General features: G+C 33.3%; 25 protein-coding genes. 16 read left to right on the forward strand and 9 right to left on the reverse strand.

Annotated features, from left to right (window positions below; genetic code table 11):
* Positions 1-759, forward strand: coding sequence for a HEAT repeat domain-containing protein (locus tag NEF87_RS24810; RefSeq protein ID WP_457917958.1), 759 nt, complete (start codon positions 1-3; stop codon positions 757-759).
* Between the two features lie 10 nt (positions 760-769).
* On the forward strand, positions 770-1,381 hold the full coding sequence (gene thpR, locus NEF87_RS24815) for an RNA 2',3'-cyclic phosphodiesterase (RefSeq protein WP_457917959.1): 612 nt from the start codon (positions 770-772) through the stop codon (positions 1,379-1,381).
* A gap of 13 nt (positions 1,382-1,394) precedes the next feature.
* On the opposite strand, the gene NEF87_RS24820 is transcribed toward thpR, so the two are convergent.
* The gene (locus NEF87_RS24820; protein ID WP_457917960.1) at positions 1,395-2,366 is read right to left on the reverse strand and encodes an ADP-ribosylation factor-like protein; all 972 of its coding nucleotides are present in this window, start codon (positions 2,364-2,366) and stop codon (positions 1,395-1,397) included.
* Positions 2,367-2,522: 156 nt separating this feature from the next.
* Here NEF87_RS24820 and pyrF point away from each other — a divergent pair, with 156 nt between their 5' ends.
* Entirely contained in the window at positions 2,523-3,512 is a 990-nt protein-coding gene (gene pyrF, locus NEF87_RS24825; RefSeq protein ID WP_457917961.1) for an orotidine-5'-phosphate decarboxylase, read from the forward strand.
* Between the two features lie 20 nt (positions 3,513-3,532).
* Here the strand turns inward: pyrF and NEF87_RS24830 are convergent, their stop codons facing one another.
* A complete protein-coding gene (locus tag NEF87_RS24830; protein WP_457917962.1) occupies positions 3,533-5,356 on the reverse strand; it encodes a methyl-accepting chemotaxis protein in 1,824 nt (607 codons plus the stop codon).
* A 471-nt stretch (positions 5,357-5,827) separates the two neighbouring features.
* Between NEF87_RS24830 and NEF87_RS24835 the strand changes: the two genes are divergently transcribed.
* The gene (locus NEF87_RS24835; protein WP_457917963.1) at positions 5,828-6,028 is read left to right on the forward strand and encodes a hypothetical protein; all 201 of its coding nucleotides are present in this window, start codon (positions 5,828-5,830) and stop codon (positions 6,026-6,028) included.
* Positions 6,022-6,288, forward strand: coding sequence for a hypothetical protein (locus NEF87_RS24840; RefSeq protein ID WP_457917964.1), 267 nt, complete (start codon positions 6,022-6,024; stop codon positions 6,286-6,288). Before NEF87_RS24835 ends, NEF87_RS24840 begins: the two co-directional genes overlap by 7 nt.
* 68 nt (positions 6,289-6,356) lie before the next feature.
* Here NEF87_RS24840 and NEF87_RS24845 read toward each other — a convergent pair whose 3' ends face one another.
* From NEF87_RS24845 to NEF87_RS24870, 6 genes are all read right to left on the reverse strand, one after another.
* Entirely contained in the window at positions 6,357-7,322 is a 966-nt protein-coding gene (locus NEF87_RS24845) for an NAD(P)-dependent alcohol dehydrogenase (RefSeq protein WP_457917965.1), read from the reverse strand.
* A complete protein-coding gene (locus NEF87_RS24850) occupies positions 7,319-7,786 on the reverse strand; it encodes a C-GCAxxG-C-C family protein (protein ID WP_371804162.1) in 468 nt (155 codons plus the stop codon). The genes NEF87_RS24845 and NEF87_RS24850 overlap by 4 nt, the downstream gene beginning before the upstream one ends.
* Positions 7,787-7,830: 44 nt before the next feature.
* Positions 7,831-8,568 carry a hypothetical protein gene (locus NEF87_RS24855; protein ID WP_457917966.1) on the reverse strand — a complete coding sequence of 246 codons (738 nt, stop codon included), beginning with the start codon at positions 8,566-8,568 and terminating at the stop codon, positions 7,831-7,833.
* A 239-nt stretch (positions 8,569-8,807) separates the two neighbouring features.
* Positions 8,808-9,356 (reverse strand): hypothetical protein, encoded by a 549-nt coding sequence (locus tag NEF87_RS24860; RefSeq protein WP_457917967.1) that lies wholly within the window; start codon positions 9,354-9,356, stop codon positions 8,808-8,810.
* A gap of 109 nt (positions 9,357-9,465) precedes the next feature.
* Positions 9,466-10,026 (reverse strand): hypothetical protein, encoded by a 561-nt coding sequence (locus NEF87_RS24865; RefSeq protein ID WP_371804165.1) that lies wholly within the window; start codon positions 10,024-10,026, stop codon positions 9,466-9,468.
* Positions 10,027-10,584 (reverse strand): ADP-ribosylation factor-like protein, encoded by a 558-nt coding sequence (locus tag NEF87_RS24870; RefSeq protein ID WP_371804166.1) that lies wholly within the window; start codon positions 10,582-10,584, stop codon positions 10,027-10,029.
* 245 nt (positions 10,585-10,829) lie between these two features.
* On the opposite strand from NEF87_RS24870, the gene NEF87_RS24875 reads away from it, so the two are divergent.
* Positions 10,830-11,024 (forward strand): hypothetical protein, encoded by a 195-nt coding sequence (locus NEF87_RS24875; RefSeq protein WP_371804167.1) that lies wholly within the window; start codon positions 10,830-10,832, stop codon positions 11,022-11,024.
* An 11-nt stretch (positions 11,025-11,035) separates the two neighbouring features.
* On the opposite strand, the gene NEF87_RS24880 is transcribed toward NEF87_RS24875, so the two are convergent.
* Positions 11,036-11,959 carry a hypothetical protein gene (locus NEF87_RS24880; protein WP_371804168.1) on the reverse strand — a complete coding sequence of 308 codons (924 nt, stop codon included), beginning with the start codon at positions 11,957-11,959 and terminating at the stop codon, positions 11,036-11,038.
* A 110-nt stretch (positions 11,960-12,069) separates the two neighbouring features.
* Here NEF87_RS24880 and NEF87_RS24885 point away from each other — a divergent pair, with 110 nt between their 5' ends.
* From NEF87_RS24885 to NEF87_RS24930, 10 genes are all read left to right on the forward strand, one after another.
* Positions 12,070-12,855, forward strand: coding sequence for a hypothetical protein (locus NEF87_RS24885; RefSeq protein ID WP_457917968.1), 786 nt, complete (start codon positions 12,070-12,072; stop codon positions 12,853-12,855).
* 275 nt (positions 12,856-13,130) lie between these two features.
* Positions 13,131-13,496 (forward strand): restriction endonuclease, encoded by a 366-nt coding sequence (locus NEF87_RS24890; RefSeq protein ID WP_371804170.1) that lies wholly within the window; start codon positions 13,131-13,133, stop codon positions 13,494-13,496.
* A gap of 101 nt (positions 13,497-13,597) precedes the next feature.
* Entirely contained in the window at positions 13,598-14,263 is a 666-nt protein-coding gene (locus NEF87_RS24895; protein ID WP_457917969.1) for an isochorismatase family protein, read from the forward strand.
* Positions 14,264-14,273: 10 nt separating this feature from the next.
* Positions 14,274-15,164, forward strand: a complete 891-nt coding sequence (locus tag NEF87_RS24900; protein ID WP_457917970.1) for an NAD(P)/FAD-dependent oxidoreductase — start codon at positions 14,274-14,276, stop codon at positions 15,162-15,164.
* Between the two features lie 79 nt (positions 15,165-15,243).
* Positions 15,244-16,188 (forward strand): radical SAM protein, encoded by a 945-nt coding sequence (locus tag NEF87_RS24905; protein ID WP_457917971.1) that lies wholly within the window; start codon positions 15,244-15,246, stop codon positions 16,186-16,188.
* A gap of 194 nt (positions 16,189-16,382) precedes the next feature.
* Positions 16,383-17,954 carry a hypothetical protein gene (locus tag NEF87_RS24910; protein ID WP_457917972.1) on the forward strand — a complete coding sequence of 524 codons (1,572 nt, stop codon included), beginning with the start codon at positions 16,383-16,385 and terminating at the stop codon, positions 17,952-17,954.
* Between the two features lie 423 nt (positions 17,955-18,377).
* A complete protein-coding gene (locus tag NEF87_RS24915; protein WP_457917973.1) occupies positions 18,378-19,103 on the forward strand; it encodes an oxygen-binding di-iron domain-containing protein in 726 nt (241 codons plus the stop codon).
* The gene (locus tag NEF87_RS24920) at positions 19,091-19,414 is read left to right on the forward strand and encodes a hypothetical protein (RefSeq protein ID WP_457917974.1); all 324 of its coding nucleotides are present in this window, start codon (positions 19,091-19,093) and stop codon (positions 19,412-19,414) included. Before NEF87_RS24915 ends, NEF87_RS24920 begins: the two co-directional genes overlap by 13 nt.
* A 34-nt stretch (positions 19,415-19,448) precedes the next feature.
* Positions 19,449-20,681 carry a hypothetical protein gene (locus NEF87_RS24925; RefSeq protein WP_457917975.1) on the forward strand — a complete coding sequence of 411 codons (1,233 nt, stop codon included), beginning with the start codon at positions 19,449-19,451 and terminating at the stop codon, positions 20,679-20,681.
* 210 nt (positions 20,682-20,891) lie between these two features.
* Positions 20,892-23,183: a GTP-binding protein gene (locus tag NEF87_RS24930; protein ID WP_457917976.1), complete on the forward strand. Its 2,292-nt coding sequence runs from the start codon at positions 20,892-20,894 to the stop codon at positions 23,181-23,183.
* Positions 23,184-23,201 lie beyond the last annotated feature (18 nt).

The raw sequence follows: 23,201 nt of genomic DNA on the forward strand, positions 1-23,201 counted from the left end.
ATGGGATCTTATAACAAAAGTTTGAAACAATTAATAGATGATGATCCGGAAATACGAATCAAGGCTTTGCGAGTTTTAGGTGATCAGAAGGCCTCGGAATGTCTTTCTGATATTATACGCATAATTGAAAAAGATACTGATGATAATGTAAAACTTGAAGCCGTTGTTACCTTGGGTAAGATCGGAGACATTTCAGCAGGAGATATTCTTTTACCCTTTTTAGAATCCGACGATATACCTTTAATCATGGAATGTGTTAATGTTTTAGGGCTCTTCTGTGCAAATGGATATACAAAGGGAATTCCACCAATCGAAAAACTTATCGATCATCCTAATTTTCGCGTCCGCAAATTTGCCATTGATGCTTTGGGAAAAGCAGGATCCTCTTCATCCCTCCAATTATTGTTTGATCATTTAAAGAAAGAAGAAACTTCGATTGAAACTAAACAACTCGTAGCCACGGCGATCGGTCAAATTGGGGGATCGGAAGCCATCAATATTTTAAAATTATTAATATCTCCGAATGATGAAGTCGCAGAATCTGTAATGGAAGTTAGACGGGCTGCAATTTATGCTCTCGGGGAATCAAAGAAAACTGCTGCGCTTGATATTTTAGGCAAAATTTATAACAATAAAGAAGAACATAAGATCATTCGGAAATACGCTGAGGAAGCCATTAAAAAGACCATTTTAGGTGCAAAACAAGACTTTTTGGCAATCAAACAAAGAGCCGAAGATGTCTTGAAAGGAAAAAAATAAAGTGATGCAAATGGCTGATATTCGCGCTTTTTTTGCAATTGAAATAGAAAATCAAGATACTCTTGAGAAAATTGGTAAATTCCAGCAAGAATTGCAGAAATCCATTGGTCCCTTAAAATTAGTGAAACCGGAGTTGATGCATATTACATTGCGGTTTCTCGGTAATATTTCAGAACAGAATGCTCAAAATCTCCTTGAATTTCTTCAAAAGGAGATTAACTCTGTATTCTTTCCTCAAGGAAAAGTATATTCGAGTTTCTTTAAGGGGGTTGGTGATTTTGGAAAGCGGGTGTTCTTTGTTAAGATTCAGGAACAACACGATTTCCTCCAAAAACTTAATTCCCTAATAGAAGCAAAACTAACCGAATTCTCTGGAATTAAAGCTGAATCAAAACCATTCACTCCCCATTTAACAATTGCTCGTGCTAAAAGATCTCGCCATTCTTCTCGATCGAATCAAATTATTCATGCGAATGCAGTTCATCCTGGGCAGCTCCCCTATTCTGAACTAAAAAAAAATTACACCAATTATAGCTTTGGATTATGGACAATTACAAAAGTAGTATTAAAAAAATCGGTTTTAACTCCTCAAGGACCGATATATTCCAATTTTTCATTATAATTTTTGTATGTCTTTAAGGGTTAAGTGCTTTTTCCATCTCCATATCGTCTACCAATAAACTTCGGAGAATTTCATAGATTTCGGTCGTTGAATGTTCGAAGAAATTAAATTGATCTATCACTACTTCTGGATCATGTTCTTCTAAGATTAATAGAATATAGAATTGCAATCCCTCAATATCAAAGGCTTGAATTAATCCCGAAATTTTGGTGAAAGCATCTAACCTATCACTAAATTCGTAGGAATTCATATTCTCGTCAACAATGCGACGTTGAGCTATTTCATATAATGTTAAGACTTTTTTACGCATATCTAAGGTGATATTTTCCATAAAATAACTTCCTAATTCGATCCCATTTTGCTCAAAGATCATTAGGGATATTACGTTTTCCATTTTACTGACCATATCAATAAGAAACTTCTGAATTGCCTCATTTTGAGAATACAGCAACTTTATTCCTTGGGAAAAGCCTTGAATAATAGTATGAATTTCAAAGATGTTGGTTTCAAAAAAGCGAATTTTGAATTTTTCCAACCATTGACGGACACGATGCTTCACAACGCCAACATTCTTACGTATTGTCGGATCTTGCTTCAATTTTGGATCCGTTTTATGAAGCATGATAACCACTGGCACATCCATATTACTTTCTTCAAAATATGCTAAGATTTTATCTAAATAACTTATTGATTCATCAAATCGTAAAGAATCCTGTATATCAACCACATAAAAGAGTAGGTCAATTCCACTCAAATATCTAATCTTATGTTTAAGATATTCGTCAATATAATGTGCTTGACCGCCGAAATCATTCAGATAAATCAAATGGTCAAGGAATTGAAAAGATGAGCGATCAATCTTCAAAGTTGGTTTTAAACCGCGTACAAAAGATGGTAAATCAAATTTTTGTTTCATACCTGTAATTATGCTAGTTTTTCCTGCGTTATCGAGCCCTAATATTGCCAATTTTTTATCTGATACCATTTTAATTGCTCCAAATTCTAGATATTTCATAAAATACTTTTGTATTTATTTCTACAATCTATACTATTCTTTTGGATTATTGGGTTTTTTATTCTTTTGGGTTATTGGGATTTTTTTTTAAGCTTGTTGTTTTATGTGTTTTGGAGTCAAAAAAAAATGAGTTGTGAATTATTTGCTGATCGGTTAGTTGACCAAATTAAAAAGAAACAGTCCATTATTTGTGTTGGCTTGGATCCACGTATCGGAGAAAAATCCACCATCCCACAAAGTGTTTTAGATAAAGTAGGTCATGATAATAATGAAGCAATATGGGAATTTAATAAGGGAATTATTGATCATACCCATGAAATAACCCCAATCTATAAACCTCAAATTGCTTTTTATGAACAATATGATGCTATGGATGCCCTAAAGAGAACAATTGATTATATTCATGAAAAAGGCGCTTTGGCGTTATTGGATGCAAAGCGTAATGATATAGGTTCTACCTCTGGGGCTTATGCCAAGGCTGTCTTTGAGCACTTAGGGGCCGATGCGGTCACAGTAAATAGTTATTTTGGAATTGATGGCGTTGCTCCCTTTTTGAAATATATCCCTGCAGGAAAAGGGGTGATCATGCTGTTGAAGACTTCCAATAAATCAAGCGGAGAATTCCAAGATTTATTCTCTGTAGGGCTCAATGAAATTGGACCAGAAACAATAGAAACCACTGTTGATAAGACTACGCTTGCTCGCAATTATATTCACATGACCCGATTAATGGTAAAATGGAGTGAAGATTCATCAATTGTTGGAGAAGGAAATGAATCCGGAAAGAGTGGATATTCAAGTTTAGGTGGTGTGGTAGGCGCAACCTATCCCGCACAGATGAAGGCAGTAAGAAAAGAAGCTCCGCTTAATTTTATTTTAATTCCTGGGTATGGTGCTCAAGGTGGTACGGCTGCAGATATTCTTCACGGACTCAACGCTGATGGGTTGGGGGCGATTGTGAATGCTTCACGTTCCATTAATTTTGCCTATCAAGCTTCTCAATACAAAGATCTTTTCTCTCCCGAACAATTTGGGGAAGCGGCCGGTCAAGCTGCAAAGGATATGCAACACGCCATAAACCAAGTCTTGAAGACTGCTGGAAAAATTGCATATTAATTCTTTTTTTCTCAAAACTCTCAAATTTTGGAAATTTCCATAACCATCCTCTCAGAAGTGCTATTTAATTCTTCCGCTCCTGCAGCGAGTTCTTCTAATGTTGCAGCCATTTCTTCTGCAGATGAAGATAAATTTTCAGTAACACTTTGATTACTCTCAATAATTTTATTCATTTTATTTGTTTGAATCAAGGTTTGTTCCAATAATGTATCTTCCTTTTGGATTTGATTTAAATTAGCTTGTATTGCTTGATCTGTTTGATTTATAATATCAAAGAGATTTTCTAATTTTAACTTGGTTTTTGAAATTGCTTGTCTTCCATTTTCTACAGAAGAATATGATTGTTCTGTATTTTCAATAGCAATATTGATTTCATCATGAATTTCATGAATTAACTCTCCAATTTGAGTAGCAGCAGTTTTTGAATCTTCAGCAAGTTTTCTTACTTGATCTGCTACAACTGCAAAACCTTTCCCTGCATCACCTGCACGAGCAGCCTCAATTGCCGCATTTAGAGCAAGTAAATTTGTTTCATTAGATATGCTTGCAATAATATCAATAATTTTTGTAATTTCTTCACTTTTTTTCCCCAACCTTTCCATTACAGCTTGAATTTTCCTGGTATCATCCATAATTAGTGCGATATTTTCTGAAATTTCGATACTTAGATTATTTCCTGTTTTTGCCATTTCTTTTCCATTTTTAGATAAAGATGTAATATCATTTTCTCTTGAAACAATATTTGCACTAATTTTTTTTATTCCTTCAAGCATTTTTGAGATGCTATGAATATCATTTGTCTGGTTTTGTGCACCTTTAGCGACTATCTGAGAACCTTGGGAGACTTCCTGAATGGAGATATTTATTTGATTTGCTGAGATTGTAAATTGATCTGACATGGATGAGAGATCTTGAGCTATTTTTTGCACTTGTTTAACTAGTAGAATTGTTTGGGTGATATCCATGATAGTGACAAGATATCCTTGTTCAGTTTGGTTGTCTGAATTGGTTTGTTTGATACTGAGATAACCAATTTTTTTTTTTGTGTTTTTTGTTTTTAATTCAAATTGGAAATCTTGCAGTTCTCCTTCGTATTTCAACTTTGAAATCATTTCTGCATAATCTTCACTATTCGTACAGATTTCATGGAATTTTTTGCCTAAGTAATCTTTTTTATCGAATCCCGAGAGATATTTTATAGAATCGCTGATATCTACTATGATCAGATTGTTATCCAGAATTACAATCGGCGCTGTTGTGCTGTCAATTATTTCTCTAATAGAATTTTGCTGTGATTGAATTTTTCCTGCCATATCTTTAATATTTCGTGCAAGTTCTCCTATTTCTTCCTTTCGGCTGAATATTGCAGAATCAATTTCATAATTAAAAAGGTTTTGGCCAATCGCGCTTGTGTAATCTCTAATATCTAGTAATGGCGTTCTGATGTTTGACACAGTAAAGATCAAAAAAAGTACTATTAATCCTGCACCTAAGGTAACCCCTAAAATTATTACATCAAGACGATAATCAAAAAGACTCATTATTAAGACTACATAAATCCCAAATACAATCATTGTAGCTATAGGTACCGATAATTTTCGAAAAAGACTTTGCTTGAAAAAAATAAAGAAACTCGAGATAACTAAAATCGCAACGATCAGTACAATTTGCCCCATTGTTGGTGCATCAAGTTGGCTGTTTAACCAGGATGTATTATTAGTTCTTCGAATGTTGACAAATATTAGCAAAAGAAGAGCGGTGAAAGAGATTAAAAAAAAAGCGATGATCAATAATAGTTTACGGAGTTCTTTTATGGTTCTCCGTTGAGAAGGTTGGATTGTCATTTTTTTTCCCAAATAGATTTTTTATGTTCGTAATCATCTCTAACATAAATGTCCTTTCTTTTAGAAAAATTACAATGTTATAGTAGTCTATTTATCGAAATAGTCGAATATGAAAAGAAATCAATATAGAAGTTTATATTTTAGTTGTAATCTAATTGAGGTTTAAGAGATGAAGGATCTTTTTTTTTTTTTTGGATTTGATCATAAATCTTATTTTTCCTTAGCAGATTCTTGCAGATCATTTTAGAATTGTATAAATATCTTTAGATATAACAAAAGAAAGGATTATTCACAAAACTTAGATAGTCATTTTGAGGGTAGCCGCCAGAAATGTCTATTTGGTGATGATTTTATTATGGTTGATAAAATAGCAGATATCGAATCATCAAATGCAGCGATGAAAAAGGGTGATATTGATGAAATACTTCTTCCTTAATTTCAAATGCAATTGAAAGGGGAAATCAGTCCTTTATGGGAAAAATCTTTAGTTTAGTGATGAAACAAAGTAAGGATATTGTTGATGAAAGTATAGAGCATCTTGACTTAGAAGAAATGGCTAAGAAATATTCCGTAGAATTGCCAAAAAATTTCCTTGATGGGTTATCCAAGAAATCTTTGGTGGAAGAAAGGGTTTTTAGTTCCTCAACAAACGAAAGGGCTTTTGTATGTTAACAATGTTTCTCAAAATGTGTTTTTTAAGAAAAAAGTTGAAGGAAAATGAGGTTATGAAAGCCATGTTAGCCAATATGAATACAAATAATATCACCAATTCGATAAAGGAAAGAATCATGGATAGCGATTTAGTGAAAAAATTGATTGCTATGGTATCTGCTCCATTGTTGGCATATCTTAGCCAAATAACCCAAGATCGTTCCCTTTTGAATAATTGGTATAGTAATATTGCTCAATTTTTCCAAGGATTTGGAATTTAGTGTTTTTTTTTTTTCATTTTTTATAAAAAAATGTTGGAGTGCATAATTTACTTCTTTTCTTAAATTGATTACAAGTGATCAAGAGTTATTACTACACTTCCTACTTTATGACCCTTTTCTGCATAAGCATGAGCATCTGCAACCTTTTCTAATGGATAAACTTTATCAATGATTATCTGCAATTTATTAGACTCCACTAAATCTTTTAGAAGAGTTAAATTTTCACCCGCTTCTGCAATTCCAGTTATTACCTTTTTCTTCCCTAGTTTTGAGGTCCATAACATTTGAATAAACAATTTAAACGAAGGAATAATATTCAAATAAATTCCATTTTTTGTCATTAATTTTCTACATTTTGAGAACGAACTTTTTCCAACTATATCAAATATGAGATCATATTTTTGGTTCTTTTCCTTAGTAAAATCTGCTTTTGTATAATCAATTACTCTTTTCGCTCCAAGAGATCGTACTAAATCCACATTCTTAGAACTACATACTCCTGTGACTTCCGCTCCAAATTGGTTCGCTAATTGAACTGCAAAAACTCCCACACCACCTGATGCCCCATTAATGAGTATTCTTTGTCCACGCTGAATATTTGCGATTCTTTTTAGAAAATGAATTGCTGAAATAAATCCAAAATAAACAGACGCTCCCTGCTCAAAGCTCATGGAGTCAGGCATCAATTCCAGCTTATTTTTTTCTGTTGCGATAAAATACTCCGCGTATACATTTTCACCCGTTCCAAATACTTTATCACCAATTTTAAATTTTTTAACAGCATTTCCTATTTCAACGACCTCACCACTTACTTCGGTTCCCAGAATTTTCTGTTTTGGTTTCCAGAATCCTATCAATATTTTTGAAATAGGCCACAATGGTACTTTTCCACTCCTTACCCGATAATCCATCGGAGTGACTGAAGTGGCATGTACTTTGATGAGGATTTCATTTTCCTTTATAATTGGTTTTTCAATTTCTTCTAATTTTAGAACCTCTGGTGCACCATATTTTGTCCGGACAATTGCTTTCAAGCTTCATTTCCCTCCTTAATCGATTGATCATCAATATATTTTTCCAATAAACTGGCAGCATCAACAACATACTTTTTACAATTTATAAAAATGGCTTCTTGGTCTGCTTGTTTTAAATTTCCAACATCGGTCAAATCATGCCCTACTAATTCACGGCAGATGATTGATCCATTAATTTTTTTGAATTCTTCTAAAAATTGAGATGAATACTTGGTCACATCTTGCATATTTCCATTAAATTTGAGCCCTAATGACATTAAGGCCCCTGAGATTGCACCACAAACGTTTCCTGTAAGATTAATCCCCCCTCCAAATGCAGAGGTAATTTTCATACAATCTTCAAAATCCAGTTTTTCCTTAGCTAGAAAAGGGCCATATGTTGCAAAAATCGCTTGGGCACAATTTCCTTGACGGTTTCCCATAAAATCTTTTGCTGATTTTATTAATTCTGATTTATTTTCCATATTTTTTCACATTTTTTTTTGTTTCTCTTTCTCATATCTCTTTCTCATATCTCTTTCTCATCTTTATATCTTTCATACTCCATAATTTTATCTAAACCAATTAAAGTCCCAACTTTCTCCAAATTTTTAGCAAAATCTTTACAAAAAAAAGCAAAGTGTCCAGCTATAATGACAAATTCATGGATATCGATTTTTGATTTATAAAGGAGAGGATATTTATCCTTAATCCATGAAAAAAGCTTGAAGTAATACTCTTCTAATAGTAATACACTTTCATCTACTAGTTTGTCAATTGTTTCAGAATCGATTTCTGGATTCAAGTCTTTTGCCATTTGTTTCATTGGATTAAAAATATCTTGCATAATTGAATCGGTTAGAATATTATCTAACTGCTCAGTGATAACTATTGCAGTTCGACCATAATATGCGATGTAATGTCTTCCTTCCAGAATTTTTACAATCTCTTTTAAATATCCATCTTCTACTAAAGATTTAATATGAAAATGAAAATTTGAAAGTGAATATTGTTGACTATTTTGTTTTTTCAAATAAGCAGTATGAAGTTCTTTTGCTGTGAATGCATGTCTACGAGAAAGTTGAAATTTCTTTCCAAATTCATCTTCCAATCCATCACGAATATATTTAATTATAAAGCTTTGAACTTCTGATTTCTGAACTTGAGAATATTTTGAAGATTCAATTGTTTTGAAATATTTTAGCTTATGCCAATAAGTGTACAATAATTTCCTCTTTTTTTCGCTTTCAATATCTTGGGAAGTCATAATAAAAAACACCATTTAGTAAAGACTGAATGATACGATTTAGTAATAACTAAATGGTTATATCTTTTAAAGATTCTCATTTTAATTCTTTATAACTTGATCAAAAAAATTTTATTAAGGTTACTTAATCACTCGATGGAGCAGAATTCGGGGATAATTTAAAGCTTCGAAAGGTACCTGCAAATTAATAGATTGTTTTAATTTGGAAGTATTAAATTTGTTGCTTCACTTGAATGATCTCAAAGTTCATACCGATCAATTTCTAACAATGTTTGATTATGATCAAGAAATTCAATTTCCGTGATATCCTTTGAGATTCCGGTAATCCACCCTTCCATCCGGTACTCCCACAAACAAGTACAATATTCGTCAAGATCTTTCGGTTTTGGGATCATTGAGAAATTTAGTTGGATTTTAGATGGCATTCGCCTAATACTAAAATGAAAATCTGCTTCCTCGGGCAAATATTTTTGAAAACAGATAAATTGAAAGTATAATATCTCACCCTCTAAAACAAAATTATAAGGTGCCCGAGTTTCTGCTGATAGATCTACACCAAGAGCAATTTGTGTTGTATTCATGAATGATTCTGACAAATCGAAATTGGGTAAAGATTCAATATGGGCTTGAAGGGGTATATCAAAATAGGGATAATAGTCTCCTAATTCTTTTTTTTTTTGAGAAGGAGGATAGAATGCGAGAAAATAAACAAGTATAGAGGTTGAACAAACTAGAGCTATTCCGATAATGCCCATCGTTTTTCTTTTTTGGGTACTCGATATCGACATACTAGAATCCTAATAATTTATAGTATTCAATCGTAATAAATCTACCATTTTGTAGGATCGAAGGATTATCAATAAGGAATAAGAAAAAATAGAGTTCAGATATAATTTTTTAACTACAAATTGCAGTCCAAAATTGAGTGCGACCAACTTTTTGAGTACGAATAACTGCATTGGCTTCTTCTAATTGGCTCATTACTCGCCAAATTTCCGAATTACTGAGTTTGAAATATCTTCGCAGTTCTGGAGTGCTAATTTCCTGCCCGTTAAGTAAGTTTATGACAATTCGTTTAATCTCCTCGTAATCTGTGCCTTCTACTTCCGTTTCAGTATCTTGTTCTTCTTCAGTATTATCCATTTGTTGAACCAGCTCGTTTGCAATCTGTCCCAATCGTTCCAACTTAGTATTTAAGTTTTCTGGGCGCATGAACAAACAACACAGTTCTAATCCACGGGAAAAAGCCACGATATAAAAATTATTATAGAGAATCGCTAAAGGTTGTAGTCCTTCATCGCCCCCCCTGAAGCTCAGATAGAAATTCATTAGAAAAGATTCCATATCAATATTAAATTCACAATCTTCAAATTGTCGGAACCATTTTATCCCAGGTCCTTCAATCATGTCAAAACCAATCATCGCTGCTGCAATTATTTCACTTTCATCAAATTTCATTTAATTATCTCCTCGTTTTCGAGCATCTACATAATTCATGAGTGTATTTATTAATTCGACAATCCGTTGTCGATTATTTTTATCAATGGCCACCATCGGGAAGGTAGGAATTTGTAACACATCTTCAACCCGTTCAGGGGACATATGTCCTTGTAAGTCTTGTTTATTCGCTAAGGCGACGAGTTCACAACTTTCGTCAACCAAAGTTTTGGAATGTTCCAATAATTCTTTCGTTGTGAGAACATTTTTTGGTGTGGAGTCGGTGACAACAAATATAATATCACTTCCGTGCACATATTTGCTCAAATGTTGTTTAAGATATGCTTTTTGGCCTCCAAAATCCCAGAGACGAACATTTAATCCATCCAAATTTGTAGCTCCTAAATTAAAACCCATGGTAGGATTGTATTTTCCTGAGATCAATTGTCCCCGCATGAGTTTGGTTAAAGTGGTTTTTCCTACCGCAGGTGTTCCAATAATGGAAATTTTTGCAGCAGGAGCTTGTTGCGATGGTTTAAATGTAGAATTTTTAATAAAGGATTTAAATGTTGATTGCATGGTCATCACTATTTTGCTAAAAATCTATACCTTTCTTTAATCAGAAAAAGCTAATATAGCAAGATATCATCAAGATATGATCACCATCTTGTGTCTCTTATTTGGTAAATATTCCAAAATTATTTTTAAATAGTTTTTAATACTCAACTAAAAAAGGCTCAGTTTGATTGAGTACAGTAGGTAAGTATAGGGTTCGAAAAAAAAATTTGATTGGAATGCGTTGTATATATCATGAATCTTGCTCCATGATTAAGAGCAAACGGTTGAAAGCTTTAATGGGGGAACATATTCCCGTCTATTGTGATGGTGATTTTCAGCAATGCGCGCGGGTCAAGTTAAAAGTGGCAGGGAAGATTGTTCCTATCATGTTATTACCTGATGGAAAAATGATTATAATATCAAAAAAAAAGACTTCAGTAGTGAATTATTCTACTGACTAGGACCTTGATGCCTATTTATTTTTCTTTGTTTTTGTAAAATATAGTATCGAAAATATACCCAATGACAAACTTGAAGCAATTCCGATTAGAGAATAGCCTGGAATACTGGAAAGATCAATTCCTAAATCCTCAACAAATTCTAGAGAATCAGCCCATGGATAATCATTTAATAAATCATCGTTATCCATGCCCCAGCTATAAGTTTCGCGAATTTTACTCTCTTCATTGATTGATGTGTCGGGATTGAATTGAGTTACATTTATCTCGGTCGTGGCAGTTTGCTGTAAAAGCATATTGGAACTTTTTCCATACACTAGATAATTAAGTATACGAATTGAAACATCCATCCAAGGTGTGTCTACTGCGGTTGGATAATCTCCAGTTAAGTTCACTTTTAGAAAATACTCCATTTTGTATGACATAATACGATCTTTTCTGGTGATATAGGCGATATTTTTATCTTCAAAAGCAATGGAATTGCCTTCATTTTGACTAAAGTCGAGTGCTTCGGTTAGGTAGGTCGAAGCATGGGGAGAATAAATCTGCATCCAGAATAGATCATAGAACATGGATTCCGGCATGCTCGAAGCTTTGGTATTGTTCACCGAGAATAGCCATTGATAGTGGGTGGAAGTACTACTATTCATTGTTCCACTATGTTCAATATCTCCATCCCAGATGGTGTCGTCTTCAAGATACCACTCAAATTCCGTACCATTGACAGTATCGGTCTTTTTAATTATGTCCATATAGACAATTGAAGTGGAATTTTGGGGAACATTATCCCAATCATCCCCATAGTCAGAATAGGTGTTATCCCATTCGAAGGAGTCATTTTGGTTAAAATAGACTTGTACGGATGCCGAAACTTGTGCGAATTGGGCACTCAGCATAAGGACTAACCCCAATAAAAGATATGTAATTTTCCGATTCATGATATTTTCCTCTTTTAGTAAAGAAGGATATAATAAAATTGGTTAAACTGAAATATAAATGGAGAAGAAAAACAAAAACTAAAAATGGAGTTAAAATATCATAAATATCAATGGAACTTGAAATTCTTCGATTAGTGAAATCATTTAATGAAATCATTCGCAACTCTATAACTGGTCCAGATTGTTTAGATCCGCAGATTTGTTTAGGTGATTGTTGCTTTATTCAAATTCCTGTTCCCAAAGCTTTAGCTTCATATTATATCCAGCAAGGATGGGCAAAAAAAACTAATTTCAAACGAGGAACTGAATTTTCCTTCGTGATGGCTGCCGATCTATCTTCATTGCGCTGTGTTTTCTTTGATAAGTCGCTCAATGGTTGTTCTTTGCATATGAGTGGCTATAAAGCTCCACAATGTTGGGTATATCCAACAGGATTGGATATCGATACATTGAATCATTCATGTAAGAAGGCTTCAGGGTGGAACACCGAAAATACAGAAAATTTATCAAAAGCCAAAGAAATCCTGACCAACTATGTAAAAATTTGCAAAGAAGAAGCTCATTATGAGAACTCCGCAAAACAAATTCTTCATCGTTTACATTCTAAATATTTAAAGGAACTTCCCAATCTAACCCCCTATCAAGTAACAGGTCTCCAAGATTCTTGGGATCGCTTTAATATATTGATAGGTGATGGCTATTCAATGGGAATGAAACATTTTTGTGATAAAGTAAAATGTTCTGAATCATATTTTCAATGTGAAAAAATATGTATCCCCGCTTACAATCAATTCCTTGCTTTTTATGAACTTTATTTGTCCATTTACATTGAGAATTTTGGATTTAAGCAAGATTATCCTATAATCGAGCTAAAAAAGGTCGAAAATTTATCTTAATCTAAGCGATCTCAACAGATTTATTGCAAGATTATTTTTATTATAAGGTGGTTATTTTTGGCGAATTTTGTCGGTACTGTGGAAGTGTAAATTTCCTAATGTATCCCCGTAAGAATATATGGATCTTATACTGGATTTAATATCATCCTCGTTCCTTTTTACATAATACTTAAATAAGCAAATGATCTTACATATTTATTAAGTAGTTAACATATTAACCCAATAACAACTTAACAATCTGTCAGATCCTTGTGTGAATGGATGTGTGTGAAACAATGGATAATATAATCTCATTAAATGAACTAACTCGTACATTTTTCAGCCGTAAATATGAATATATCGTTCCGGAAGAGCCTATTCGGGGTCGTTCGGGGCATAAATGGAGTTTTGATGGCATGATAAATTACAAAGGATCTGGCGATGAATCACTGAAAATTGGTGTTTTCGTCAGGGAATGGAATCGAAGTGTTGGTGTGAATCAAGTACGCCAATTGGAAAAGGCGTGTCGCGATACAAAGTGTGACGGTGGTATTATCGTTGCAGATATTTTCAGTTCAAATGCAGAGATTTTTGCAGAAAATTTAGGGATCACTACCGTAGATCGTGCAAAAATCATGTCAAAAATGCAATCTGGTTTATAATAGAAGTAGTCATTTTATTGGTTTTTTTCGAAGGTGTTTCCTTTTTCTCCCTTTATTTGGTCTTAAAATTTTTATGATTATAAGTGATAACTAACTTATTCATGAAAAAAGAAGCCTATTTGCATCCACATAATATAGACCAAAAAAATTTAGAGTGGCAAAATGAGCTGGTGCGAATCAAAACTCATTTTCCTTTTTCAATTAAATCCTCTAAAGTGGCATTACTTGTATTGGATATGCAAGATATCTTTTTAAATGAAGACTCGCATGCCTATATCCCTTCGGGTCCAAGTATTATACCAAATATTAAAAAATTGGTATCTACTTTCTCAGTTCAAAAGAGTTTGGTTATTTTCACTCGCCATCTTACTTCAAAAGATGAGCAAGATGTAATGTTTCGATGGTGGAGAAATCCGATACTTGAGAGTGATCCGATGTCGAAAATTACAAACATGCTTGATACTTCAAAGGCTAAAATCCTTCAAAAAAATCAATATAGTGCCTTTTTTTCGACCGATTTGAAGACGTTCCTTCAGAAAAAAGGGATTAAACAAGTAATAATTACCGGAGTGATGACTCATCTCTGCTGCGAAACGACTGCTCGCGATGCTTTTATGAATGGTTTTGAAATCTTTTTTGCAATGGATGCCACGGCTGCCTATACGGAAGAATTACATTTGGGAACTTTACGTTCCATCACTCATGGGTTTGGAAGATGTCTTCCTACAACAGAAATTATTAAGTCATTTCACACCGAGGTATTGTAGGGCGAAGAACATGGTGCATCCTAAAGAATATCCTGTTATCCTTATTGGTGCTGGTCCTGCTTGCATTACTGCTGCGATTCAATTAAAGCGTAGTAATATTTCATTTCTGATGATTGGAAAAGATCCTGGAGGGCTTATAGCAAATGCAAACTTGATTGAAAATTTATTAGGTTTTCCAAAAGGTATTTCTGGAGAAAATTTTGTGTCATTAATATTAACCCAACTAAAAAATCATTCAATAACAATACTCGAAGATGAAGTATTAGCCGTTGATTATAAGGAAAGTAAATATTTTGTTAAAACTAAACAAAATCAGTTTGTTGGCAAGAAAATTATCATTGGAACAGGAACATTGCCAAGAAAGATGAATATATCTGACGAATCTCTCTTGTTTGAACAAAGAAAGCTCTTTTATGAAATTAAAAATACGATTCATATAAAACAACCTGAAAAATGGATCATTATTGGAAGTGGGGATGCTGCTTATGATTACGCATTAAATTTGGCTTCAAGATCGAATCATGTGACAATTTTACAAAGAAGTGAGTCATCTAAAGCGCTACCCTTATTGATCAATCGTGTCCAAAAAATATCACAAATCCAAGTAAAATGCAATGTTTCAGTCCTAAAATTGGATCGAAAATCATCAAATGTGGTTCTCACTGTTTCAGAAGGTCATCAAGAAACCCTACTTTCTGCAGATCGCGTTTTAGTTGCCATCGGAAGGCATCCAAATACGTATTTTCTTTCAAACGATCTTTCAAGCAAAGTTGATGACTTAATATTGCAAGGATCACTTTTTATGGTGGGAGATGTAAAAAATAAGAGTTTTCGGCAAGTTTCAATTGCCATGGGGGATGGATTGTGGGCAGCTATGACCATTCTCGGCAACTTTAAATGATTTTTTTCATCTTTTATATGTATTAGCAAGGAAATTTTGCACATAAAGGATCGTTTTATCAGTTATTGGTTAGATTGACATGGAAATTCTTGGAAAATATGGAAAGGATGATTTAGCAATATTATACGTTGCGAAAATTAATGGAAAAGTGGTTGAATTTGTGGAATCCATTCAGCCACCTTTATCACGGGAAGAAAAGTGGGTTTTGATCATATCCACTCTCTATGGGTGCCCGATGCAATGTTTAATGTGTGATGCTGGAGAATATTATCAAGGTAAGGTTTCAAAAGATGCAATGCTTGCCCAAATTGAGCATATGGTGCTTCCTCGATTTCCTGATAGAAGTATTCCAATACCAAAATTGAAAATTCAATTTGCTCGAATGGGTGAACCTTCATTAAATTCTGATGTTTTAAAATTCTTAAAAGAATTACCTGTCACATATGATGTTCCGGGGTTAATTCCATGTATCAGTACTGTTGCCCCTAAGGGAACCGAAGCTTTCTTTGAGGAACTCTTTGAAATTAAAAATTCGCTTTATGCCAATGGTTTTTTTCAATTGCAATTCTCCATTCATTCTACCGATGTCGAAGAACGTCGAAAGTGGATTCCAAAATCCATTTGGAATTTTGAACAGATTGCTCAATTTGGAAAAAAATGGTTACTCCCAGGAGATCGCAAGATCACACTCAATTTTGCGGTGGGAGAAACTTCTATTATTGATCCACAAGTTATTCGGAAATATTTTGATCCCTCCCAATTTTTCATCAAACTAACTCCGGTTAATCCGACGTACAATGCCGTGCGAAATAACTTGAAAAGTGGCATCAAAGAATCCAATTCTCATGACTTTCAGCTTGCGAAAGATTTTCGTGATTTAGGATATGAAACCTTAGTGAGCATCGGAGAATGGGAAGAAAATCAAATTGGGTCTAACTGTGGGCAATTTGCAACTCAATTTCTGGATGGGGAAGTAAAACTTAAAGAAACTTATACTTGTCAAGAATATCGTCTAACCTCTTAGTATTTATACCACTATTTTTTTCTAAAAATAATAATAAAAAATGTATCCAAGACTGTATAATCCCCACTATGGATAAATTTTTTCAGATTTTCTTAATTAAATTCTCAAGAGTGAAATCATATTAATAAAGGTTATTTGTATTATAATTAGTAACCATAAGATTCATATGGGTAACTCCGTTGTGAGATAAAGAAATGTCTATTTTAAAGAAGGGTCCAGTTAAAGAATTAGAGAATAATTATCCAGATTCACACATTTTAGAAGATTCTTCTGTGGAAAAGCATGATCTTTATAATTTTGAAGCAAAAATGGATTATCAACTTCAGAATATTCCAGTAAATCGATATGAATTAGGGTTATACTTTTTTATACCCCGATCCTTACAAATAAATCCAACAAATTATTCAAGAGAAACATTTTATACGGATTTAAACAATTATATGCGGTTTAAAACACCTCAAATTGCCTTAAGTGGATTAATGAACGAAAAAAATGAACGTTCACCCTTTACCAAAATTAATGCTCATCTTGAAAACATTACCAATGGATCGAAAAACCCACATAATTACAAAAAAATAGTAGATGAACTGAAAGTTTTAGGGTGTGTGGTTAATGTCTGTATTCGGGATCAAATTCAGTATTTTATTGAAAATCCGGAGTCACTTCATAATGAAGAAGAAGATTATCATCATTTAATGGCCTTTCTCGATCAAATTGAATTATTGCAAGAAAAAATGAAAAAATACGCCCAAGAATTTATTCTTGTTCAAATACCGGGCAATTTACAAGAAGCGTTCCGTTTTTCAGATATTTATATTAGTTCTCAAATAGAAAAACACATTTTAACTGCAATTAAGAAATTTCAATCACAACCAAGATTCGATGAAACATGCAAACCTTTGGCCCTTAGACTTGTATCTAACGAGAAAAAACATCGAGAATTAATTGATAATTCCCTGGAAATTTCTAAAGATTCTTCTAATGAGAAATATTCATATTGGAATGGAATCTTGAAAAAATTTATTCAAAGTATTTTATATTTGGACATTCGTCCAAGAGATAAGAAGTCCAAAGCACTTTCTGCACTCTATTCATTTGCAGCTGGAATAGCGATGTTTTTTTCAATACTTTTAGGGTTTTTAATCGTGGATCATTACGAACAAAAACCGTATGCATACATATCTGCTTTAATTATCGTTTATATTTTGAAAGATAAACTTAAAGATTCCATTCGCAATGCTTCAACCCGAATTATTGCTAAAGTGTTTCCTGATCGTCGTTTTGAAGTACATGATGGCTTTACGGATAATAAAATTGGTACTACTAAGGAAACAGTACGATTTTTAGAATGGGGGCAAATTCCTGCTGAAATTGTGAATATTCGGGAAGCTACAAATAAAACAACGCTAGAAAGAACTGGGAAACCTGAAATTATCTTGCGGTATGTGAAGAATGTAATGTTGAAAACCAAATCAATTCAAGAGTATCACTCACGACATGGAGACATTAATGATATTATTAGGTTCAATATCCGTCATTTTCTACAATATGCGGATGATTCCGTTCAAAATGAAAATATCTGGGATGAAGACTCCCAAAAAATTATTTCAGTACCTTGTTCAAAAGTTTATCATATCAATGTGATTTTCAAAATTCGTTCGTTTACCAAATCTGATAAAGAAGGTGCTGTTTATTATAAAAAAGTACGTGTTATCTTAGATCAAAACGGAATAAAGCGCATAATGACCTTGGATACTAAAGTATAAGTCCGAAGATATCCAGATCCTATCCACTGGTGCATAATTTCATTTAATTTGGTTTCATAAATCCATGCAGCATAAAGAAAAGGTATTTCCTTGTTGTCATTTTTACACTTATTTATCTGTTTTTTAACTTATTCTTTTTATATTGTTAATTTCCTTTGAGAGAAGGATAAATAATCAGTTTAATCTCCCCCAAATCTAAATATTTGTATTTCATCAAGGTAACTTATAAACCATACGTGTTCTTTTTAAAGAAAAATCCAACATATAAGAAATAAATTAAAGTTCCTTTGAATGATACCTACAATACTAATCGAAGCTCAAATCTTTAAAAAGAGGGATTTGGATGTAAAATCTTTGATTTTCGAAACAAACAAAAACTTGTTGATAGTATCAAAGTAGATAAAAAAAAGGAGAATAATAGATATGGATGATAGTAAAGCAATAGAAGTTAATGATGGGATTTATTGGGTTGGCTTTTCTGATGAAAATGCTGGGTTTTCCAACAATCCTTACTTACTAATTGAAGGAGAATCGGTTGTATTATTTGATCCAGGTTCTCGATTACCAGAACATTTTGAAATTGTAAAAAAAAAAATTGAATCTGTGATACCGATTGAGAAGATCACTATGATTGTTGTTCATCATCAAGATCCTGATCTTTGTGCTTCAATTCCCTTATTTGAAGAAATCATTGGGGTAAATAATTTCGAATTAATCGCAACAATGCGTACTTCATTACTTTTACCGTATTATGGAATTCGAACCGAAATCACTACAGTTGAAGATGGAGATATTCTTGAATTGGATAATGGGAGAGAAATAATGTTTATTACATCCCCTTACTTACATTTTGCTGGTGCTCACGTTTCCTATGACATGAAAACAAAAACTATGTTTTCAAGTGATATTTTTGCGGCTTTTTCAGCTGATTGGAATTTATACGCAAATGAAAATTATACGGAGGCTATGAGAATATTCCATGAGCCATATATTGCTCACAAATCGGCTATTGACAGTTTTGCTAATAAAATTAAAGATATTGAACTTAAAATGATATGCCCACAACATGGATCAGTAATTAAAGAAGAATCCATTTCGAGGTGTATGGAAGCGTTATTAAGTTTTGAGGTGGGATCATGGCTTATTTAAACGATCAAAAATTGAAGGAATTTGTTGATTTACTCGTGCTTCGTGGGTTAGGATTATATGGGCAAGAAAAAATGGCCGAAATCTGCTATAATTCAGGAATCGCTTTAACTGATAAGAATGAAATTGAATGGATGGAAGACAACCACACAGTGGTTGTTGAAAACCTGCTAGTAAATTATGGATCCAAAAATCTTCCTGCCAAAATGACAGCGATTGTACTCGCTCGGCAACATGCAATTCCAGTCCCTCAGGTTTTACTTGCAAAAAAACGTAATCGCCGCAGAAGTATTTTCAAACGAAGAAAGAGCTAATTTTTTTTCAATAAATAACATATAAGGTGAATTAATGAGACAGATAGATAAGGTGATTATCTTTGATAATTTTGGGCTCGCAAAAGTAATGTTTGATTTCAATGAACATAAATTAATTGTGGATGAAGTTCTTCTTTCTGGATTTCTCAGTGCTATTGATGGTTTATCCCAAAGTATTTTCCAAGGCCAATCTTCTTATTTTATCATTGACAATGGTAATCAGAAGATCTCTTTATTCAAAAATCGAAATATTGTACTTGCTGCAATATCAAATGAATCCTTAATCGATTTCAAAGATCAGATGCATTCCCTTCTGCAATATTTTGAAGAGAAATATGATATTACCCAAGATGAAGTTTTTGATAATGAGTTTTATGAGGAATTTCGAATTAAATTAATTCGAATACTATTTTTCTTGCCTATTGCTCAAGATTGGATTCCTGTACTTAAGAATGACATGCCGAAATTGCCTTGGTTTCAACAACAATTTCCTTTGATGGAAAAAATTAATGGAAAAAAAGAAATCCAGAACTTTGAAAATTATTCAATAGAAATTAAAGAAGAAATTTTTGAAATCTTAAATTATGCATTTTTTGAGGATATTTTAACTTTTAAGAACATAATTGAATCTAAAGATTATATTGTTGGCTCAGAAAAACTACAAAATCTATTATTGGGTAAATCCGATGAGTACAAAATATTAAAAAACCAATTTTTTAACTTCAATTTGCTTAATATATGTAAAGATGTCCAGAATTATTCACGAATTTTAGATCTGCAAAGTAAATTTGGTGATAATGTAATTAATGTCATAGAAGAATTGTACAATCTTGGATATATCACTTTGGTTGGCGATGAGATTCGAAAACTTCTAAACGCAGTTGATTTAATCGAAGATCTAATTATAGCATTTCAAAAAGTTGGAAGAAAAGGTAAAATTATTCCCGAAATCAAATTTTTTGTGGAAGAATTTGATGAACCGGAGATTATATCACGTTTTCAGTTTGACAAAAATCAAATATCTCTCAATAAAGAAAACTTATTTGACATTTCGAACCAATTTCAGTCAACCAAAAAATCTGTCGATCTATGGTTGCACTTTGGAGAATTACTTTTAGATAAATTTTATTTAAGCTATGAGAAGAAGCTTAACAACATATTTCAAGATTCAATTCTGAATAAATACCTCTCGTGTCTTCATCGAGAAGACATGGCTATCTTAGATCCATTTTTATCTAAACTCGAAGCCTCATGTTTTGATGAATAACCCAATAATTGTTCTTGTAACTTTTTTTATTACCCTTCACTTATTATATTAGGAAATATTCCGCATAAACTATTTGCGAAAGATGACTTATCTGACCCATCCGATATTTGGAGCGAATTTTACATTTACTCTAAACAAATGACGAAGATCTTGAGTATCGATTTTTCAAGTGGTTGGAGTATTTCCTTCATAGTAAAAGAGGTAAAATGAATGTCTCGCCGCGTAAAAATGACTGCTGATATTTTAAGACTGATGGAAAATCCGCAACAAGTAAGAAACATAGGACTCATTGGACATATAGATCATGGTAAAACCACTCTTTCTGATTCACTTTTAGCGGAAGCCGGTTTACTCGCCAAATCTCTTGCTGGGGAAGCACGAGTATTGGACTATTTAGAAGAAGAACAGAGGCGAGGAATTACGATGAAATCGGCAAACATCTCTTTAGTCTATGAACACAGCTTATCTTCAGTAGATCCTTTTTTGATTAATCTTGTAGATACTCCTGGACATTTAGATTTCTCGGGAAAAGTAACTCGAGCCCTTAGAATTGCTGATGGAGTTGTGGTTATTGTAGACAGTGTGGAAGAAGTTAGTTCGCAAACTGAAACCGTTGTACGACAAGCTCTTCAAGAAGGTCTACGTCCCTTATTATTCATAAATAAAATTGATCGCTTATTCAAAGAGTTGAAGTTGGATAGTGATGAAATAAAGAACAAGTTTTCAAGGATCATACAAGATTTTAATAAACTAATTTATATGTACGGTGATGCTCTCGCCAAAGATCTTTGGCTCGTGTCGGCTGAAAAAGGGTCGGTGTTATTTGGTTCTGCATTACACAAATGGGGGTTTGTAATTCCTCAGTTAGTCCAAAATAAACATAATTTTGATTATTTTCAACACGCTTATGATAATGATACTTATCGAGCTCTTCCAAATCAATATCCTGTGTGGAAATCGGTGCTTGCGGCTGTAGTGCAATTCTTACCCAATCCTGTTGAAGCCCAAAAATACAGAATAAAAACAATTTGGAGTGGGGATTGTGGTACAGATGTTGGAAAAGCGTTATTAAATTGCGATCCAAAAGGTCCTCTAGTCATAGGGCTAAGCAAGGTACAAAAACTTAAGAATCGCTTGATTGGAACTGGTCGAATTTTTTCGGGAACTCTAAAGAGAGGTCAAAGCGTATGGCTAGTGAATGGAAAAGAAAAATCATCGATAAATCAATTAAGTATATTTATGGGTTCTAGGTTAGAGAGTGTTTCTGAAGTTCCAGCCGGAAATATTGCAGCCATCGGTGGCATTAAAAAAATCCGGAGTGGAGAAACATTATTTGGAGTAAAGGCGAAAGAAGATGCGAAACCTTTTGAGACAGTGAAATATGTCAGCGAACCTGTAGTTACTGTAGCAATTGAGCCCGATATGTTAAAAAATCTTAATCAATTACAAGAGATTCTTGAGGAAATACAAGTTGAAGATCCTAATATTTCTGTGGAAATCAGTTCGGATTCTGGGGAGTGCCTTTTATCTGGAATGGGTCCTTTACATTTAGAAATTGTAGCAAATACCATAAAAGAGCGTGGGGTTGAGGTGGAAGTTTCAAAACCGACCAGTGTTTTTCATGAATCTATCGAAAATATAAGTTCCTATCATGACGCAACGAGTCCTAATGGGTTAAACAGTATTCGTATGTTAGTTATGAGGATGGATACTCCAACGGTCGCTTATTTACGGGGAGTTAAATCTCAAATTATTGAAAATGATATATTGCGGGAACAAGAATTACCTCAACATACTAGTTTTAGTGTTTATGAATCTCGAGGGTTTTGGAATGTGGATAAATTTCAAAATGTAATTATCTCCCGTTTGAAAGAAGATACTGGAATTGAGTATGATGACGAAGATAATGAAGTTTTAGAAAGTAAAACTAAGACATCAAAGAAGAAAAGTCGAAAAGGTAAATCTAAAAATGATCCTGAAGATAATCGACAAGTTCCCTTGGATATGCGAGGTCAAATAATGGAATCTATACATGGTATTTTATCTCATGGTGTAATTGCTCAGGAACCGATTTCAGAAGTAAAAATTGTAATTAAAGAAGTCAATTTAGCTAAAAATAGAGAAGATGCGAATTTCTTTGAAATTTCTACTATGATTCAGGATGCTTTTATGGCATGCTTGCGAGAAGCACAACCTGTTTTATTGGAGCCCATTTATACTCTGATGATCGCTACTCCTGAAGAGTATATTGGCACTGTCACTTCTCTTGTAAATCAGTTTCAAGGAAAAATTTTAGAAATAACTCAGGATGCCTTCAAATCTCATGTAACTGCTAAGATGTCCGTCCGTCAATCTATCGATTTTGCTCAAGAAATTCGAGGTCAAACGAGTGGCAGAGTATTTTGGCAAAATCTATTTGATAAGTATTCTCCCGTACCTGAACATGAACGTGAATCAATCATTCAAGATATTAAATTTAGAAAAGGTTTAGCTTTTTTCTAATGCCAAACGACTTCCTTT

It is taken from the genome of Candidatus Lokiarchaeum ossiferum (assembly GCA_025839675.1).
Classification (GTDB): Archaea; Asgardarchaeota; Lokiarchaeia; order Sigyniarchaeales; family Promethearchaeaceae; genus Lokiarchaeum; species Lokiarchaeum ossiferum.

What these genes read in the sequence shown, in the direction of transcription:
- NEF87_RS24885 (WP_457917968.1), top strand. Translation starts at nt 12,070, where the DNA reads ATGGAACTTGAAATTCTTCGATTAGTGAAATCATTTAATGAAATCATT.
- NEF87_RS24850 (WP_371804162.1), bottom strand. Translation starts at nt 7,786, where the DNA reads ATGGAAAATAAATCAGAATTAATAAAATCAGCAAAAGATTTTATGGGA.
- NEF87_RS24860 (WP_457917967.1), bottom strand. Translation starts at nt 9,356, where the DNA reads ATGTCGATATCGAGTACCCAAAAAAGAAAAACGATGGGCATTATCGGA.
- NEF87_RS24830 (WP_457917962.1), bottom strand. Translation starts at nt 5,356, where the DNA reads ATGACAATCCAACCTTCTCAACGGAGAACCATAAAAGAACTCCGTAAA.
- NEF87_RS24925 (WP_457917975.1), top strand. Translation starts at nt 19,449, where the DNA reads ATGAGACAGATAGATAAGGTGATTATCTTTGATAATTTTGGGCTCGCA.
- NEF87_RS24875 (WP_371804167.1), top strand. Translation starts at nt 10,830, where the DNA reads ATGATTAAGAGCAAACGGTTGAAAGCTTTAATGGGGGAACATATTCCC.
- NEF87_RS24915 (WP_457917973.1), top strand. Translation starts at nt 18,378, where the DNA reads ATGGATGATAGTAAAGCAATAGAAGTTAATGATGGGATTTATTGGGTT.
- pyrF (WP_457917961.1), top strand. Translation starts at nt 2,523, where the DNA reads ATGAGTTGTGAATTATTTGCTGATCGGTTAGTTGACCAAATTAAAAAG.
- NEF87_RS24910 (WP_457917972.1), top strand. Translation starts at nt 16,383, where the DNA reads ATGTCTATTTTAAAGAAGGGTCCAGTTAAAGAATTAGAGAATAATTAT.
- NEF87_RS24890 (WP_371804170.1), top strand. Translation starts at nt 13,131, where the DNA reads ATGGATAATATAATCTCATTAAATGAACTAACTCGTACATTTTTCAGC.
- NEF87_RS24930 (WP_457917976.1), top strand. Translation starts at nt 20,892, where the DNA reads ATGTCTCGCCGCGTAAAAATGACTGCTGATATTTTAAGACTGATGGAA.
- NEF87_RS24810 (WP_457917958.1), top strand. Translation starts at nt 1, where the DNA reads ATGGGATCTTATAACAAAAGTTTGAAACAATTAATAGATGATGATCCG.
- NEF87_RS24820 (WP_457917960.1), bottom strand. Translation starts at nt 2,366, where the DNA reads ATGGTATCAGATAAAAAATTGGCAATATTAGGGCTCGATAACGCAGGA.
- NEF87_RS24870 (WP_371804166.1), bottom strand. Translation starts at nt 10,584, where the DNA reads ATGCAATCAACATTTAAATCCTTTATTAAAAATTCTACATTTAAACCA.
- NEF87_RS24840 (WP_457917964.1), top strand. Translation starts at nt 6,022, where the DNA reads ATGTTAACAATGTTTCTCAAAATGTGTTTTTTAAGAAAAAAGTTGAAG.
- NEF87_RS24835 (WP_457917963.1), top strand. Translation starts at nt 5,828, where the DNA reads ATGGGAAAAATCTTTAGTTTAGTGATGAAACAAAGTAAGGATATTGTT.
- NEF87_RS24880 (WP_371804168.1), bottom strand. Translation starts at nt 11,959, where the DNA reads ATGAATCGGAAAATTACATATCTTTTATTGGGGTTAGTCCTTATGCTG.
- NEF87_RS24900 (WP_457917970.1), top strand. Translation starts at nt 14,274, where the DNA reads ATGGTGCATCCTAAAGAATATCCTGTTATCCTTATTGGTGCTGGTCCT.
- NEF87_RS24865 (WP_371804165.1), bottom strand. Translation starts at nt 10,026, where the DNA reads ATGAAATTTGATGAAAGTGAAATAATTGCAGCAGCGATGATTGGTTTT.
- NEF87_RS24855 (WP_457917966.1), bottom strand. Translation starts at nt 8,568, where the DNA reads ATGACTTCCCAAGATATTGAAAGCGAAAAAAAGAGGAAATTATTGTAC.
- NEF87_RS24895 (WP_457917969.1), top strand. Translation starts at nt 13,598, where the DNA reads ATGAAAAAAGAAGCCTATTTGCATCCACATAATATAGACCAAAAAAAT.
- NEF87_RS24905 (WP_457917971.1), top strand. Translation starts at nt 15,244, where the DNA reads ATGGAAATTCTTGGAAAATATGGAAAGGATGATTTAGCAATATTATAC.
- thpR (WP_457917959.1), top strand. Translation starts at nt 770, where the DNA reads ATGGCTGATATTCGCGCTTTTTTTGCAATTGAAATAGAAAATCAAGAT.
- NEF87_RS24920 (WP_457917974.1), top strand. Translation starts at nt 19,091, where the DNA reads ATGGCTTATTTAAACGATCAAAAATTGAAGGAATTTGTTGATTTACTC.